10 protein-coding genes are annotated in these 16,336 nt (G+C 69.1%); 1 reads left to right on the top strand and 9 read right to left on the bottom strand.

The features are described 5' to 3' along the window. The 4 genes from fusA to ACFFBG_RS17570 form a co-directional block, all read right to left on the bottom strand. Positions 1-1,432 (bottom strand): elongation factor G (gene fusA, locus ACFFBG_RS17585; protein ID WP_375480853.1); only part of this gene is annotated, 1,432 nt, incomplete at its 3' end. A 99-nt stretch (positions 1,433-1,531) separates the two neighbouring features. Further along, on the bottom strand, positions 1,532-2,002 hold the full coding sequence (gene rpsG / locus ACFFBG_RS17580; protein WP_375480852.1) for a 30S ribosomal protein S7: 471 nt from the start codon (positions 2,000-2,002) through the stop codon (positions 1,532-1,534). Further along, positions 2,002-2,376, bottom strand: coding sequence for a 30S ribosomal protein S12 (gene rpsL, locus ACFFBG_RS17575; RefSeq protein WP_375480851.1), 375 nt, complete (start codon positions 2,374-2,376; stop codon positions 2,002-2,004). Before rpsL ends, rpsG begins: the two co-directional genes overlap by 1 nt. Positions 2,377-2,852: 476 nt before the next feature. After that, positions 2,853-4,109 (bottom strand): aldehyde dehydrogenase family protein, encoded by a 1,257-nt coding sequence (locus ACFFBG_RS17570; RefSeq protein ID WP_375480858.1) that lies wholly within the window; start codon positions 4,107-4,109, stop codon positions 2,853-2,855. Positions 4,110-4,463: 354 nt separating this feature from the next. Between ACFFBG_RS17570 and ACFFBG_RS17565 the strand changes: the two genes are divergently transcribed. After that, positions 4,464-5,435, top strand: a complete 972-nt coding sequence (locus tag ACFFBG_RS17565) for a DUF559 domain-containing protein (RefSeq protein WP_375480850.1) — start codon at positions 4,464-4,466, stop codon at positions 5,433-5,435. 167 nt (positions 5,436-5,602) lie between these two features. Here ACFFBG_RS17565 and ACFFBG_RS17560 read toward each other — a convergent pair whose 3' ends face one another. The 5 genes from ACFFBG_RS17560 to ACFFBG_RS17540 all read right to left on the bottom strand — a co-directional run bounded on the left by ACFFBG_RS17560 (position 5,603) and on the right by ACFFBG_RS17540 (position 16,335). Further along, a complete protein-coding gene (locus ACFFBG_RS17560) occupies positions 5,603-9,511 on the bottom strand; it encodes a DNA-directed RNA polymerase subunit beta' (protein ID WP_375480849.1) in 3,909 nt (1,302 codons plus the stop codon). Positions 9,512-9,624: 113 nt separating this feature from the next. Then, on the bottom strand, positions 9,625-13,095 hold the full coding sequence (gene rpoB, locus ACFFBG_RS17555) for a DNA-directed RNA polymerase subunit beta (RefSeq protein WP_375480848.1): 3,471 nt from the start codon (positions 13,093-13,095) through the stop codon (positions 9,625-9,627). A 328-nt stretch (positions 13,096-13,423) separates the two neighbouring features. Continuing rightward, positions 13,424-14,335, bottom strand: a complete 912-nt coding sequence (locus ACFFBG_RS17550; protein ID WP_375480847.1) for a hypothetical protein — start codon at positions 14,333-14,335, stop codon at positions 13,424-13,426. After that, complete coding sequence (locus ACFFBG_RS17545; RefSeq protein WP_375480846.1) at positions 14,332-14,820, bottom strand: hypothetical protein; 489 nt, start codon at positions 14,818-14,820, stop codon at positions 14,332-14,334. The genes ACFFBG_RS17550 and ACFFBG_RS17545 overlap by 4 nt, the downstream gene beginning before the upstream one ends. A gap of 225 nt (positions 14,821-15,045) precedes the next feature. Continuing rightward, the gene (locus ACFFBG_RS17540; RefSeq protein WP_375480845.1) at positions 15,046-16,335 is read right to left on the bottom strand and encodes an MCE family protein; all 1,290 of its coding nucleotides are present in this window, start codon (positions 16,333-16,335) and stop codon (positions 15,046-15,048) included. Between the last annotated feature and the right edge of the window lies 1 nt (position 16,336).

The raw sequence follows: 16,336 nt of genomic DNA, 5'->3' as shown, positions 1-16,336 counted from the left end.
TGCCGACGTTGGCCTCGACGTTGAACTCGCGGCGCATCCGGTCGACCAGGATCTCCAGGTGCAGCTCGCCCATGCCGGAGATGACGGTCTGGCCGGTCTCCTCGTCGTTCTGGACCCGGAACGTCGGGTCCTCCTCGGCGAGCTTCTGGATCGCGACGCCCAGCTTCTCCTGGTCGGCCTTGGTCTTGGGCTCGATGGCGACGTCGATGACCGGCGCCGGGAACGTCATCGACTCCAGCACGATCGGCTTGGCCGGGTCGGCCAGGGTGTCGCCGGTGGTCGTCTGCTTCAGGCCGGCGACGGCGATGATGTCGCCCGCGCCGGCGCGTGGCAGCTCCTCACGCTTGTTCGCGTGCATCTGGTAGATCTTGCCGATCCGCTCCTTGCGGTCCTTCGTGGAGTTCAGGACCTGCGCGCCGTTCTCGAGCACGCCGGAGTAGATGCGGACGAAGGTCAGCTTGCCGAGGTGCTTGTCGGTCGCGATCTTGAACGCCAGCGCGGCGAGCGGCTCGGCCTCGTCGGCCCGGCGCTCGGCCGGCGTGGTGCCGTCCTGCAGCGTGCCGGTCACGTGGTCGACGTCGAGCGGGCTTGGCAGGTAGTCGACGACGGCGTCGAGCATGGGCTGCACGCCCTTGTTCTTGAACGCCGAGCCGGTGAGCACCGGGTTGACGAGGTCGGCCAGCGTCGCCTTGCGGATCGCGGCCTTCAACGTGGCGACGTCGAGCTCTTCGCCGTCGAGGTACTTCTCGGCGATCTCGTCGTCGACGTCGGACAGCTGCTCGAGCAGCTTCTCGTGATATTCCTTCGCCTGCTCGACGAGATCAGCGGGGATGTCCTCGACGGCGTAGTCCTCGCCCATCTTCGTCTCGCCGCGCCAGGTGAGCGCGCGCATGGTGACGAGGTCGACGACGCCGACGAAGTCCGACTCGTTGCCGATCGGCAGCTGCAGCACGAGGGCGTTGGAGTTGAGCCGGTCGCGCATCATGTCGACGCAGCGGAAGAAGTCGGCGCCGGTGCGGTCGAGCTTGTTGACGAAGCACATGCGCGGGACGTTGTACTTGTCCGCCTGCCGCCAGACGGTCTCGGTCTGCGGCTCGACGCCGGCGACGCCGTCGTACACCGCGACCGCGCCGTCGAGCACGCGCAGCGACCGCTCGACCTCGACGGTGAAGTCGACGTGCCCGGGCGTGTCGATGATGTTGATGGTGTGGCCCTGCCACTCGCACTTCGTCGCGGCCGACGTGATCGTGATGCCGCGCTCCTGCTCCTGCTCCATCCAGTCCATCGTGGCTGCGCCGTCGTGGACTTCGCCGATCTTGTAGTTGATGCCGGTGTAGAAGAGGATGCGCTCGGTCGTCGTGGTTTTGCCCGCGTCGATGTGCGCCATGATCCCGATGTTGCGGGTCTTGGCGAGATCGGCGTTCTTAGCCATGATGTCCTTCTCTCGACCCCGCCGCCTTCTCTCGCAGAAGCGCTCGAGAGGGTGTCGGGGACCCGGCCATTGCTTGTGGCGGCCGGGCGTGGTTGGCGTTTACCAGCGGTAGTGCGCGAAGGCCTTGTTGGACTCCGCCATCTTGTGGGTGTCCTCGCGGCGCTTGACGCTGGCGCCGAGGCCGTTGCTCGCGTCGAGCAGCTCGTTCATCAGCCGCTCGGTCATCGTCTTCTCGCGACGCTGCCGGGAGTAGCTGACCAGCCAGCGCAGCGCGAGGGTCGTGCTGCGGCCGGGCTTGACCTCGATCGGCACCTGGTAGGTGGCGCCGCCGACGCGGCGGCTCTTGACCTCGAGCGTCGGTTTGACGTTGTCCAGAGCGCGCTTGAGCGTGATGACGGGGTCGGTGCCGGTCTTGTCGCGGGTGCCTTCGAGGGCGCCGTAGACGATGTGCTCGGCGATCGAGCGCTTGCCCGACATCAGCACCTTGTTGACCAGCTGGGTGACCAGCGGGGAGGTGTAGACCGGGTCGATCACCAGGGGGCGACGCGGCGCTGGGCCTTTGCGCGGCATCAGCTCTTCTCCTTCTTCGCTCCATACCGACTGCGGGACTGCTTGCGGTTGCGGACGCCCTGCGTGTCCAGCGAGCCGCGAATGATCTTGTAACGGACGCCCGGGAGGTCCTTCACCCGGCCGCCGCGCACGAGCACGATCGAGTGCTCCTGCAGGTTGTGGCCGACGCCGGGGATGTAGGCGGTGACCTCGATCTGGCTGGTGAGGCGGACGCGGGCGACCTTGCGCAGCGCCGAGTTCGGCTTCTTCGGGGTGGTTGTGTAGACGCGGGTGCAGACGCCACGGCGCTGCGGAGACCCCTTCAACGCCGGGGTCTTCGTCTTCTCGATCTTGTCCTGCCGGCCCTTGCGGACCAGCTGCTGGATCGTAGGCATGCGGCCTGCAATCTCCTCATCCGTTGTTCAGTACGAGCGTTCTCGTCAAGCTGCGGTGCCGCGCAGAACTGCTTTTCCGGACGCGGCACTTGGGTGGCATCAGCTATTTTGTTGTCTGCGCTCCCGGTTTCCCGGGCGTTTTGCCTGCGCTCCGATCCCCGCGGTCGGGCGTGTCGCGCCGATCGCGGACCCGCACGCCGAAAAAGCCGTGCCGAACCGGGGAGTCGTGATCGTCAGCGCCGACCCCCGACCTGCCGGTCGTCGGTCCGCTGCGCCGTCGGGCACGAAACGTGAACCTGGATTGCTCCAGGCACGTCTCGCCACATTACTCGCGGCACGTGGCAGGCGCAAAATCCCTCCCCACGACGACTTGTCCTCGCTTCAGCGGCGCGTGCCAGACGCAGCTCCCCACCCCACATCGACTTGTCCTCGTTTCGGCGGCGCGGCGGCCGCTGTAGCGAGGACAACTTCGTCGGTCAGCGGCGGTCGGGCGGTGCCACCGGCTGCACCAGGTACTGCCGCAGGTGCAGATCGGCATAGGTCACCGGCCCGCGCGGGCCGGGCATGTGATCGACATTGATGCCGGTCTCGGGCACCGCGAGCAGCTTGTGGCCGTCGAGCAGTCGCGTGGTCGCGTTCCAGAACGCGCCGGTGCCGCGATAGCGGTCGAGAAACTGCCGAGCCGTGCCGGCGTCCTCGGTCACGACGGTCGCGGCAAGCCCCGAGGTCTCGGTGTTGGCGAGCTGCGCCGCGGCGAGCGCGTCGGGCACCCGCAGCATCGTCACCGTCGCCTCGTTGCCGTCGTCGAGGGCCCATTCGTGCCCGATCGGGTGCGCCAGCGGCGGCGCGGACACCGCGATGCCGGCGGCCGCCAGCTCGGCCCGGAGCACGGGTTCGAGCAGGTCGGCAATGGGCTCGGCGACCAGCACGAGGTTCACCCGGTTGCAGACGCCGAGCCGGTCCGTGCCCTCGCGCACGAGCCGGCGCGCGGTGGCCTCGTCCGCGGCGGCGTCGACATACAGCACGCCGCCGCCCTCAGCGTGCGCGAGCACCCGCACGCCGTGCCTGGCCGCTTCGGCCCCGAGCGCGGCGGTCGTCTCGCCGCTGCCGCGCAGGATGACCAAGCGGATCAGCTCGGGCTGGCGGACCAGCGCGCCGGCGTACTCGCGGCCCGGCCGGCCGATCAACTGCAGCGCGGCCGGGTCCAGGCCCGCAGACCGCAGCGCGGGCTCGATCACCAGCCGGTGCAGCGCGCCCGCCGAGCCGATCGCGGCCGAGCCGGTGCGCAGCACACCCGCGTTGCGCGACTTGACCAGCTGCGAGGCGACGTCGATCGTGACGTTTGGCCGGGCCTCGTAGTTGACGCCGATGACGCCCACCGGCCGGCGGCGTTCGATCAGCAGCAAGCCGCCCGGCAGCTCGCGCACCGGCGTCTCGCGCGGCAGCGGCTCGGTGTCGGCCAGCAGCCGCAGGTTGTCCCCCAACGCCTGGATCCGCGGCGCGTCCAGCTGCAGCCGGTCGAGCAGGGCGGGGCTCATGCCGGCGTCCTTCGCCGCCGCCAAGTCGGCGGCGTTTGCGTCGGCCAACTCGACACGCGCGTCGTCGAGCCGGTCCGCCATCGCCGCGAGCGCCGCGGACAGCTGGTCCTCGCTCGCCTCCGCTAGGGAGAACGCCGCCGCGTCCGCCGCCCGCGCGTGCATTGCGACGACCTCGTCGGCCGATGCGCCTTCCACGCCGACCCCGTCGGCGCCTGCGACGACGTCCCCGTTGGCCGGCGCGCTCTCGCCGGGGATTCGGGTCGCGTCGGTCCGTTGCGCTGCGTGGTGGCTCACCCGAGCAGTCTGCCTCGTCCGCCGCCACCCACCGCAAGTTGTCCTTGCCTGCGCCGTTCCCACGCCGCCGACACGCGGACAACTCCGGCGACCGCCAAACCCGCCTCGCGCCACTTGTCCTCGCCTGCGCCGTTCCCACGCCGCCGACACGCGGACAACTCCGGCGAGGTGGGCGGTCTATTTGCGTTCGCATGCGCTGTCCACATGCTGTGGAGGACGCCGCTACGTCGCGGCGACAGCCGCCACAGTGACGGGATGAGCAGCAGCGCCGTCCTCCGGCAGCGCCCGCGCGAGGGCAACGCGTTGGTGGCGGTGCCGGACTCGCTGGCCGAACTCGCTGCGGCACAGCACGGTGTGCTCTGCCGGGCGCAGCTGAGATCTGCCGGCCTGACCCGCCATCACGTCGAGGCTGCTGTGCGGGCACAACGCTGGCAGACGTTCGGCCGCAACGTCGTCGTGCTGCACAACGCACCGCTGTCCGCCGAGCAGCGGCTCTGGGTCGCCGTCCTACTGCCGAGCAAGCCCGCAGCGCTTGCCGGGTTGTCCGCGGCCACCGCCGCTGGCCTGCGCGGATTCGAGCCGGACGAGGTCCACATCGTCGTCGCCCGCAATACCGTCGTGGCTGCACCCCGATGGGTGCGGGTGCACGAGTCGCGGCGGTTCCGGGCCTCGGACGTCAGCACGGTGTGGACGCTGCCGAGCACCGGGCTCGCTCGTGGCGCGATCGACGGCGCAGCATGGTCGCGCTTCCCACGACGCGCCTGCGCGATCCTCTGCGCGACCGTGCAGCAGCGTCTGACGACGACCGACTTCCTCGCCGAGCAGTTGCGCGCAGCGGGATCGGTGCGGCACGTCGCGATCATGCGCGACATCCTGGGCGACATCGGCGGCGGCGGGCACACCCTCGCCGAGATCGACTTCGGCGCGCTCGCGGTCCAGGCCGGGTTGCCGCCACCTCGGCGCCAGTCGCTACGCAAGGAGCCGAGCGGCAAGGTGCGCTACCTCGATGTCGAGTTCACGCTGGCCGACTCGACGCTGCTCGCGGTGGAGATCGACGGCTCGGTGCACCTGCTGCCCGAAATGGCGTGGGACGACGACCTGCGTCAGAACGAGGTCGTCATCGGAGGCACGACCGTGCTGCGTTTCGGGTCGATGACCGTGCGACTCGACAAGGAGAGGGTCGTCGACCAATTGCGTCGGATTCGTCTGGCCCACGAACCGCGATGAATCTGCCGTCGCATCCCGCCAACTTGTCCTCGCTCGGGCGGCGCGGAACCGGCCCTAGCGAGGACAACTCGCTGGTCCAGGCGCGGGCATGGCGCCCGTTAACGGACTTGTCCTCGCTCCAGCGGCGCGGAGGCCGCCGAAGCGAGGACAGGTCGAACTCAGCAGGATCAGCGGTAGTCGTCGTAGCCGAACTCGTCCAGCGGGACGGCCGGCCCGAGCCCGGTGTTGCCGAACCCGTAGTAGTCGTTCTCGTCGTAACCGGCCATGGAGAACGCCTGCGCGCGGGCCTCTTCGGTCGGGTTGACGTCGACGTTGCGGTACCGGGCGATGCCGGTGCCGGCCGGGATCAGCTTGCCGATGATCACGTTCTCCTTCAGGCCGACGAGCGAGTCGCTCTTGGCCGAGATGGCGGCGTCGGTGAGGACGCGCGTCGTCTCCTGGAAGGAGGCCGCCGACAGCCACGACTCGGTGGCCAGCGACGCCTTCGTGATGCCCATGAGCACCGGACGGCCGGAGGCCGGCTCCGTGCTCTCGGCGACCGCGCGGCGGTTCTCCGCCTCGAAGATCGACCGCTCCACCAGCGAGCCCGGCAGGAACTCCGTCGCGCCGGATTCGATCACCGTGATGCGCTTGAGCATCTGCCGGATGATCACCTCGATGTGCTTGTCGTGGATGGCGACACCCTGCGACCGGTACACCTCCTGGACCTCGCGGACCAGGTGCAGCTGCACCTCGCGCGGGCCCATGATCCGCAGCACGTCGTGCGGGTTGACCGCGCCCGAGATCAGCTGGGTGCCGGCCTCGACCGGGTCGCCCTCGTTGACCAGCGGCCGCGACCGGCGGGTGATCGGGTATTCCTTCTCCTCGCTGCCGTCGTCCGGGACGACGATGATGCGCCGACTCGAGCCCTTCGACCCGTCGGACTCCTCGATGCGCACCCGGCCAGAGGCCTCGGCGATCGGGGACATGCCCTTGGGGACGCGCGCCTCGAACAGCTCAGCCACGCGGGGCAAACCGTGCGTGATGTCCTCGCCGGCGATGCCGCCGGTGTGGAACGTGCGCATGGTCAGCTGGGTGCCCGGCTCGCCGATCGACTGGGCGGCGATGATGCCGACCGCCTCGCCGACGTCCACGAGTTTGCCGGTTGCCAGCGACCGGCCGTAGCAGGTGGCGCAGGTGCCGAGGCCCGACTCGCAGGTCAGCACCGAGCGGACCCGGACCTCGCTGACGCCGGCCTCGATAAGCTCGTCGATCAGGACGTCGCCGAGATCGGTGCCGGCCGCCGCGAGCGTGCCGCTGCCGTCCGGCTTCGGAATGTCCTCGGAAAGCACGCGGGCGTAGACCGAGGTCTCCACGTGCACGTCCTTGACCAGGACGCCGTTCGCGCTAGCAGTGGCGATCGCCGTCGGCAGGCCGCGGTCGGTGCCGCAGTCCTCCTCGCGGATGATCACGTCCTGGCTGACGTCCACGAGGCGACGGGTCAGGTATCCCGAGTCGGCGGTCCGCAGCGCGGTGTCCGCCAGGCCCTTGCGGGCGCCGTGCGTGGCGATGAAGTACTCCAGCACGGACAGGCCCTCGCGGAAGTTCGCCTTGATCGGCCGCGGGATGATCTCGCCCTTGGGGTTGGCCACCAGACCGCGCATGCCGGCGATCTGCCGCATCTGCATCATGTTCCCGCGAGCGCCCGAGTTGACCATGATGTAGACGGGGTTGGTCTTCGGGAAGTTCGCCTCCATCTCCTTGGCGACCTCGCTCGTGGCCTTCGTCCACACCTCGACGAGCTCCTGACGGCGCTCCTCCTCGGTGATGACGCCGCGCAGGTACTGCTTCTCGATCTTCTCCGCGTCCTTCTCGTAGCGGTCGAGGATCTCGGCCTTCTTCGGCGGCGTGACGACGTCGTCGATCGCGATGGTGATGCCCGACCGGGTCGCCCAGTGGAAGCCGGCCGCCTTCAGGTTGTCGAGCGTGTTCGCGACGACGACCTTCGGGTAGCGCTCGGCGAGGTCGTTGACGATCTGGCCGAGCTCCTTCTTCGTCACGTCGTAATTGACGAAGCGGTAGTCCGGCGGCAGCGCGTCGTTGAACAGGCACCGGCCCAGCGAGGTCTCCACGAGCAGCGGCGAGCCCTGCTCCCAGTCCTCGGGCGCGGTCCACTTCGGCTGGCCGATGCCGTTGTCGATCGTGGTGATCGTCTTCAGGCGGATCCTCACCGGCGACTGCAGGTGCAGCGACTTGACGTCGCGGGCCATCGTCGCCTCGGCAGCGGAGGAGAAGACGCGACCGGCGCCGTCGCCCTCTGGACGCAGCGCGGTCAGGTGGTACAGACCCAGGATCATGTCCTGCGTCGGCATCGTGACCGGGCGGCCGTCGGCCGGCTTGAGGATGTTGTTCGTCGACAGCATGAGGATGCGGGCCTCGGCCTGCGCCTCGGCCGACAGCGGCAGGTGCACCGCCATCTGGTCGCCGTCGAAGTCGGCGTTGAAGGCGGTGCAGACCAGCGGGTGGATCTGGATCGCCTTGCCCTCGACCAGCTGCGGCTCGAAGGCCTGGATGCCCAGGCGGTGCAGCGTCGGCGCGCGGTTCAGCAGCACCGGGTGCTCGCGGATGACCTCTTCGAGGACGTCCCACACGACCGGCCGCGCGCGTTCCACCATCCGCTTGGCGGACTTGATGTTCTGCGCGTGGCTGAGATCGACCAGCCGCTTCATGACGAACGGCTTGAACAGCTCGAGCGCCATGCCCTTCGGCAGGCCGCACTGGTGCAGCTTGAGCTGCGGGCCGACGATGATCACCGAACGGCCGGAGTAGTCGACGCGCTTGCCGAGCAGGTTCTGCCGGAACCGGCCCTGCTTGCCCTTGAGCAGGTCGGACAGCGACTTGAGCGGGCGGTTGCCCGGCCCGGTGACCGGACGGCCGCGCCGGCCGTTGTCGAACAGCGCGTCCACGGACTCCTGCAGCATCCGCTTCTCGTTGTTGACGATGATCTCGGGCGCGCCGAGGTCGATCAGCCGCTTGAGGCGGTTGTTGCGGTTGATGACGCGACGGTAGAGGTCGTTGAGGTCCGAGGTCGCGAACCGGCCGCCGTCCAGCTGCACCATCGGGCGCAGGTCCGGCGGGATGACCGGGACGCAGTCGAGGATCATGCCGCCCGGGCTGTTCGTGGTCGCCAGGAACGAGGCCACCACCTTCAGCCGCTTAAGGGCGCGGATCTTCTTCTGGCCCTTGCCGCTGCGGATCGTCTCGCGCAGCGACTCAGCCTCGGCGTCGAGGTCGAAGTTCTTGACGAGCACCTGCAGTGCCTCGGCGCCCATGCCGCCTTCGAAGTAGTCGCCGAAGCGGTCGCGCAGCTCGCGGTAGAGCAGCTCGTCGCTGATCAGCTGCTTGACCTCGAGCTTGCGGAAGGTGTCCATCACCTCGTCGAGGCGGTCGATCTCGCGCTGCGCGCGGTCGCGGAGCTGGCGCATCTCGCGCTCGCCGCCCTCGCGGACCTTGCGGCGGACGTCGCTCTTCGCGCCCTCGGCCTCGAGCTCGGCCAAGTCGGTCTCGAGCTTCTTGGCTCGAGTGTCGATGTCGGCGTCGCGCTTCTTCTCCAGCGTCGACTTCTCCGCGCTGACCTCGGCCTCAAGGGTCGGCAGGTCGCGGTGCCGCTCCTCGTCGTTGACCGTGGTGATCAGGTAGGCGGCGAAGTAGATGATCTTCTCGAGATCCTTCGGCGCCAGGTCGAGCAGGTAGCCCAGCCGGGACGGGACGCCCTTGAAGTACCAGATGTGCGTGACCGGCGCGGCGAGCTCGATGTGGCCCATCCGCTCCCGGCGCACCTTGGCGCGGGTGACCTCGACGCCGCAGCGCTCGCAGATGATGCCCTTGAAACGGACCCGCTTGTACTTGCCGCAGTAACACTCCCAGTCCCGGGTGGGGCCGAAGATCTTCTCGCAGAACAGGCCATCCTTCTCCGGCTTGAGCGTCCGGTAGTTGATGGTCTCGGGCTTCTTCACCTCGCCGTGGCTCCACTGCCGGATGTGGTCAGCGGTGGCCAGGCCGATACGCAGCTCGTCGAACACGTTGACGTCGAGCAAGATTTTCCTACCTTCGTGGCAGAGCGGGCAGTGCTGGATTGAGCTGTCTTCCCGCCGCTGTCATGCTCTGCGCGCGCTATGGCGTTCAGGGAGCATGACGGCGGCGGCCGGAGCTACACCTCTTCGACGCTGGACGGCTCGAAGCGGCGGGACAGGTCGATGCCGAGTTCCTCGGCGGCGCGGTAGACGTCGTCGTCGGTGTCGCGCATCTCGACGGCGGTGCCGTCGCTGGACAGCACCTCCACGTTCAGGCACAGCGACTGAAGCTCCTTCAGCAGCACCTTGAACGATTCCGGGATGCCCGGCTCGGGGATGTTCTCGCCCTTGACGATCGCCTCGTACACCTTGACGCGGCCGAGGATGTCGTCGGACTTGATCGTCAGCAGCTCCTGCAGCGCGTACGCGGCGCCGTAGGCCTGCATCGCCCAGCACTCCATCTCGCCGAAGCGCTGCCCGCCGAACTGCGCCTTGCCGCCCAGCGGCTGCTGGGTGATCATCGAGTACGGGCCGGTCGACCGGGCGTGGATCTTGTCGTCCACCAGGTGCAGCAGCTTGAGGATGTAGACGTAGCCGACCGAGACGGGCTCGGGGAACGGCTCGCCGCTGCGGCCGTCGAGCAGGTTGGCCTTGCCGCTGGACCCGATCAGCTGCTGCCCGTCACGCGTGGGCAGCGTCGAGGCCAGCAGGCCGGTGATCTCGTGCTCGCGGGCGCCGTCGAACACCGGCGTCGCGACGTTGGTGTCCGGCTCGCCGGTGCGCGCGACGTCGGACAGCCGAGCGGCCCATTCGGGCTGCCCCTCGACTTCCCAGCCGGTCTTCGCGACCCAGCCGAGGTGCGTCTCGAGCACCTGGCCGACGTTCATCCGGCTCGGCACGCCGAGCGGGTTGAGCACGATGTCGACGGGCGTGCCGTCGGTCAGGAACGGCATGTCCTCCGGCGGCAGGATCTTGGCGATGACGCCCTTGTTGCCGTGCCGGCCGGCGAGCTTGTCGCCGTCCTGGATCTTGCGCTTCTGGGCGATGTAGACCCGGACGAGCTCGTTGACGCCGGGCGCCAGCTCGTCGCCGTCCTCCCGGCTGAAGACGCGCACGCCGATGACCTTGCCGGCCTCGCCGTGCGGGACCTTCAACGAGGTGTCGCGGACCTCGCGGGCCTTCTCGCCGAAGATCGCGCGCAACAGCCGCTCCTCCGGGGTCAGCTCGGTCTCGCCCTTCGGCGTCACCTTGCCGACCAGCACGTCGCCCGGGACGACATCGGCGCCGATGCGCACGATGCCCCGCTCGTCGAGGTCGGCGAGGACCTCTTCGGAGACGTTCGGGATGTCGCGGGTGATCTCCTCGGCGCCCAGCTTGGTGTCCCGGGCGTCGACCTCGTGTTCCTCGATGTGGATCGAGGTGAGGACGTCGTCCTGGACGAGCCGCTGGTTGAGGATGATCGCGTCCTCGTAGTTGTGGCCCTCCCACGGCATGAACGCGACGAGCAGGTTCTTGCCCAGCGCCATCTCGCCGTCGTCGGTGGACGGTCCATCGGCGATCACGGTGCCGGCCTCGACGCGGTCGCCCTCGTCGACGATCGGCTTCTGGTTGTAGCTCGTGCCCTGGTTGGAGCGCGCGAACTTGGCCAGCCGGTACGTCTGGTGGGTGCCGTCGTCGGCCATCACGGTGATGTAGTCGGCCGACAGCTCGGTGACCACGCCGGCCTTCTCGGCGGTGACGACGTCGGAGGCGTCGACCGCGGCGCGCAGCTCCATGCCGGTGCCCACGAGCGGGGCCTCGGAGCGCAGCAGCGGCACGGCCTGGCGCTGCATGTTCGCGCCCATCAGGGCGCGGTTGGCGTCGTCGTGCTCGAGGAACGGGATCATCGCCGAGGCGACGGAGACCATCTGCCGCGGCGAGACGTCCATGTAGTCGACCGCGCCGGCCTCGATGAGGTCGACCTCGCCGCCCTTCTTGCGGACCAGGACGCGGTCCTCGGTGAACTGGCCCTGCGCGTCGATGATCGCGTTGGCCTGGGCGATGACGAACCGGTCCTCCTCGTCGGCGGACAGGTAGGCGATCTCGTCGGTGACCCGGCCGTTCTCGACCTTGCGGTACGGCGTCTCGACGAAGCCGAACGCGTTGACCCGCCCATAGGAGGCGAGCGAGCCGATCAGGCCGATGTTCGGGCCCTCAGGCGTCTCGATCGGGCACATCCGGCCGTAGTGGCTCGGGTGCACGTCGCGGACCTCCATGCCCGCGCGGTCGCGGGACAGCCCGCCCGGGCCGAGCGCGGACAGCCGGCGCTTGTGGGTCAGGCCGGCGAGCGGGTTGGTCTGGTCCATGAACTGGCTGAGCTGCGAGGTGCCGAAGAACTCCTTGATGGAGGCGACGACCGGCCGGATGTTGATCAGCGTCTGCGGCGTGATCGCCTCGACGTCCTGGGTGGTCATCCGCTCGCGCACGACGCGCTCCATGCGCGACAGGCCGACCCGGATCTGGTTCTGGATCAGCTCGCCGACGGTGCGGAGGCGGCGGTTGCCGAAGTGGTCGATGTCGTCGGTCTCGTAGCCCTCGTCGCCCGCGTGCAGGCGGATGAGGTACTCGATCGTCTTGACGATGTCGTCTTCGGTCAGCGTGCCGTTGGCGATCTCGACGTCGTTGCCGAGCTTCTTGTTGACCTTGTACCGGCCGACCTTGGCCAAGTCGTAGCGCTTGCCGTTGAAGAACAGGTTGTCCAGCAGCGCCTGGGCCGACTCGCGGGTCGGCGGCTCGCCCGGGCGCAGCTTGCGGTAGATGTCGAGCAGGGCCTCGTCGCTGCTGGCGATGTGGTCCTTCTCCAGCGTCGCGAGCAGGGTCTCGGACCAGCCGAAGTGCTCGCGGATGCGGTCCTCGGTCCACCCGAGCGCCTTGAGCAGCACGGTGACCGGCTGCCGGCGCTTGCGGTCGATCCGCACGCCGACGGTCGAGCGCTTGTCGACGTCGAACTCGAGCCACGCGCCGCGGCTCGGGATGACCTTGACGCCGTACACGTCGACGTCGGAGGTCTTGTCCAGGGTGCGGTCGAAGTAGACGCCCGGCGAGCGGACGAGCTGGCTGACCACGACGCGCTCGGTGCCGTTGATGATGAAGGTGCCCTTGCGGGTCATCATCGGGAAGTCGCCCATGAACACCGTCTGGCTCTTGATCTCGCCGGTGGTGTTGTTGGTGAACTCCGCCGTGACGAACAGCGGCGCCGCGTAGGTCATGTCCTTGTCCTTGCACTCCTCGATGGGCGCCTTGACGTCCTCGAAGCGCGGGTTGGAGAAGGACAGGCTCATCGAGGCGGAGAAGTCCTCGATCGGGGAGAGCTCGGTCAGGATCTCCTCGAGACCGGACCGGGCGTTCGAGACCTCCGCGGTGCGGTTGCGCCACGCCTCGTTGCCGACCAGCCAGTCGAAGGACTCGGTCTGCAGGGCGAGGAGGTTGGGCACCTCCAGCGGCTCGCGGATCTTGGCGAAGGAGGTACGGAGCGGAGCTCCCGGAATACCTGACCTGTCGGCCCTCTGCGGGGCATTTGCGGAACGTGACTTACCGGAGCGCGAGGCTGCCAAGATGCGTCCTTCCAAGGACTTGGTTCGGGCCTAACCGCGCGTCCCGCTCGACGATCCTCGAAGCCGCGGGTCGCATCGGCGGACACCACGAAGTAGGCCGCTGGATATGTCCCGAACGGTCGGTGAGGGCGTAAGAGGGCAGCGCAAAGATGAAATTTAGCACGCTCGCGCAAGCGGCGGCAAACAGACCCGCGCTGGCACGCTCGCGAACCGTGTGCGCAAAGGGTGCCTTGCGGGGCCGCACCCGTCAAGTGTCACGGCCGTCAGGCGTCTTGGCCGGCTGCGTTGCGACAGAGCCGGGTGCGTTGCGGCAGAGCCGGGTGCGACCGCGACGTGCGCCGCGTCAGCTGACCGTGCGCAGGTCGGCGATGAGCCATTTGCCGTTGGCCCGCTGCATCCGCACCACCGCGGCGAACGGGTCGGTGCGGCCCTTCGGCGTGTTCACATTCGTCACCGACAGCTGGCCGAACAGCAACACCGTCCACTGGCCGTCGGCCACCGATTCGACGGCCGCCTTGTTGATCTGGGCGGTCTGGCTGAACTTGAGCTTCGCGGCGTTCGGCTTGATCAGCGTGTCGACGGCGCTCTTGAACTTCGCGGTGAACGCGCCGGTGGTGCAAGCCGCGCCGCTCGCCTCGAACTGGGGGAGCGCCGTGTACTTGTACGTGTTCGCCGACGCCACACACGTCTTCGCGGCCGCGGTCACCTGGTCGCGAGCGGTGTTCCGCGAGGCGGCGGAGTCGGCGCCGCCCCACCAGACGCCGTGGCTGACGATCGCCATCAGGACGGCGAGCGCGACGACGCCGGCGATCAGAATCGCGCCCGGCGCCCACCGCAGCCACTCCGGGACGGCCGTGGCCGCGCGCCCGTCGGACGACTGGGACGCCGCGACGTCAGCGTCAGCGTCTGGGTCTGGGTCTGGGTCTGGGTCTGGGCCGTCGAAGTCGGGGTCGTGGTCGAAGTCGGGGTCGGGGTCTGCCGGCGCGGCGGCGGGCGGCCGCTTGACGGTGCTCACGGGCGGGAAGTCGGCGGCCCCGCTTCGATCGTCCTGATCGTCGGTCGGCGCAGCGGTCGGCCGATGCGCGGGGGTGACGGCGGTCCGGCCGCCGATCCGGCGGGCGCGGCTCGCGGCAGACGCGGCCGGCGACGGCCGAGGCGACACCGGGCGAGCGCGCGTCACCTCGCCGTCCGGGGCCGCGGCGGCTGGCTGAGCGCCGTCCGGCTCGGCGCCGTCCATCTCCGGCGGGCGGGTCACTGCACGGCTCCGATGCTCTGCACGTCGCTGGCCAGCCACTTGCCGGCCGTTTCGACCATCGTGATCTCGAGGTCCTGCGAGACCGGCGCGGTCGTGGTGGTCGAGCGGTAGGCGTTCACGGTCACCAGCACGAGGTAGCCGTTCCCGCCCTTCTCGATCGGACCTTCGAGAGCCTGGTGGGTCACCGTCGCCCCGAGGTCGAACTTGCCGGTGGTCAGCGACTTCTTGGTCAGCGCCTTCTTGCTCGCGACATCCGAGCGCAGGCTGCCCGTCGCGCCGTCCAGCGCCCGCTGGTAGTCGGCGTCGAAAGTCGCCCGCCGGAAGGAGAGCAGGTTCGCGGCCTCGGTCCCGGCGGCGACCACCGCCTGCTTCTCCGCGGTCGTCAGGCCGCCGACGTCAGCCGCGCTCGCCTTCTGGTCCTTCTTGTCCGGCACGAGCACGAGGACGTAGACGAGGATCAGCGCCAGCAGCGCGACGGCGGCCACGGCCGCCGTGATCGCCGGCGCGGCGGTTGCGCGAGGTGAGGGCGACATGCTGGCGCGGCGTCTCCTGTTCGCGAATGTGTGCTTGGCCGATGTGCTCGGCGTTTGTGGTCGGCGCGCGTGTGGTCGGCCGATTTGTGTCGAACGTGCCTCAGCGGCCGGTGCGGGCCGGACGGCCGCGTAGACAGTACGCCCGGCGCCTGCGAGCGGCCTGCGGGGAGCTGTGCATCAATTCAGTCCGTCGGTGAGCAGCGCCAGCCACGACGCGTCGCTCAGCTTGCCGCTCGAGGACAGCGAGTTGCCCACGGCGAGGGTGTTCTTCGTCGTCGCCCGCGGGTAGGCGTAACCCCCGCCGGACTCGCTGATCGGGTCGCCGCCCGGCACGTGCGCCGAGCCGCGGACGTTCTTGGCGTTCGCGCCGGACGCCGAGGCGGTGCAGCGCACCGTCACGTTCGGGGCGATCGCCGAGGTGTTGTTCGGCTGGCGTCGCACCGTGCCGTTGTAGCCCTCGGAGTCCTTGGTCGGGTCGCCGCAGTCCTCGGGGTCCGGCTGGGTTTGCACGATCAGCCCGAGCCGGCCCTGGTTGCCGGTCAGCAGCGTCTGGCCGCCCGCGGCGAGCGCCGGGTACAACTCGAGCACCTGCTCCAGCCCGCCGAGGTGGTTGACGAGGAGCTGGCCGGTGGTGGCCAGGTTGGCGAGCACGACCCCGAAGTCGGTCTGGTTGTCCTTGATGAACGAGCGGATGGTGGCGAGGTCGGCGGGCCCGGTGTCGAATAGGTGCCGGATGTCCGGGTCGCTCTTCTTCAGCTGCGCGGACAGCAGGTTCAGGCTGTGCGCCCAGCTGCGCAGCGGGTCGTGCTCGTCCAGCTGGGTCTGCAGCACGGGCGCGGAGTCCTGGATCAGCTTGATCGTCGCGTCGACGTTCTGCGTCTCGTCCGCGGTGGTCAGCAGGCTGTTGCTGGCGTCGAGCAGGGTGCCGAGGTCGTTGCCCCGGCCGCTGACGGCCTTGCCGAGCTCGTCGACGGTCGTGCGCAGGTTGTTCAGGTTCACCGAGCGGACGAGGTCGTCCAGATTCGTCAGCAGCGTCTCGGTGGCGACCGGGATCTTGTTGCGGCTCATCGGCAGGTTGCTGCCGGCCCGCACCCAGCCGGTGCTCGCCTTGCCGGCCGCCGTCGGGACGAGGTTGACGTACTGCTCGCCGACGACGGACCGGTTGGCGACCGTCGCGCCGGAGTCGGCCGGGATCTTCGGCGAGCTGCAGTTGTCGAGATCCAGGTCGACCCGGACGCCGTTCTTGATCAGGTTCAGCGCGCCGACGCGGCCGACGGTGACGCCGCGGTAGGTGACCTCGGCGTTGCTGAAGATGCCGCCGGAGTCCCGGAAGTCGGCGGTGATCTTGCAGCCGTCGTTCGAGATGTACTTCGTCAGCCCGATGTACTCGGCGCCGACATAGGAAATGCCCAGCAGAGTGATGACGACGAACAGGATCAGCTGGAACTTGGTGCTGCGTCTCAACATG

It is taken from the genome of uncultured Jatrophihabitans sp., from assembly GCF_964251945.1.
Taxonomy (GTDB): Bacteria; Actinomycetota; Actinomycetes; order Mycobacteriales; family Jatrophihabitantaceae; genus Jatrophihabitans.
This window is presented reverse-complemented; position numbering and strand designations above follow the sequence as displayed.

Bases quoted from the DNA above. Each gene is read 5' to 3' on its own strand.
- rpsG (WP_375480852.1), bottom strand. From the start codon at position 2,002: ATGCCGCGCAAAGGCCCAGCGCCGCGTCGCCCCCTGGTGATCGACCCG.
- rpsL (WP_375480851.1), bottom strand. From the start codon at position 2,376: ATGCCTACGATCCAGCAGCTGGTCCGCAAGGGCCGGCAGGACAAGATC.
- ACFFBG_RS17565 (WP_375480850.1), top strand. From the start codon at position 4,464: ATGAGCAGCAGCGCCGTCCTCCGGCAGCGCCCGCGCGAGGGCAACGCG.
- ACFFBG_RS17540 (WP_375480845.1), bottom strand. From the start codon at position 16,335: ATGTTGAGACGCAGCACCAAGTTCCAGCTGATCCTGTTCGTCGTCATC.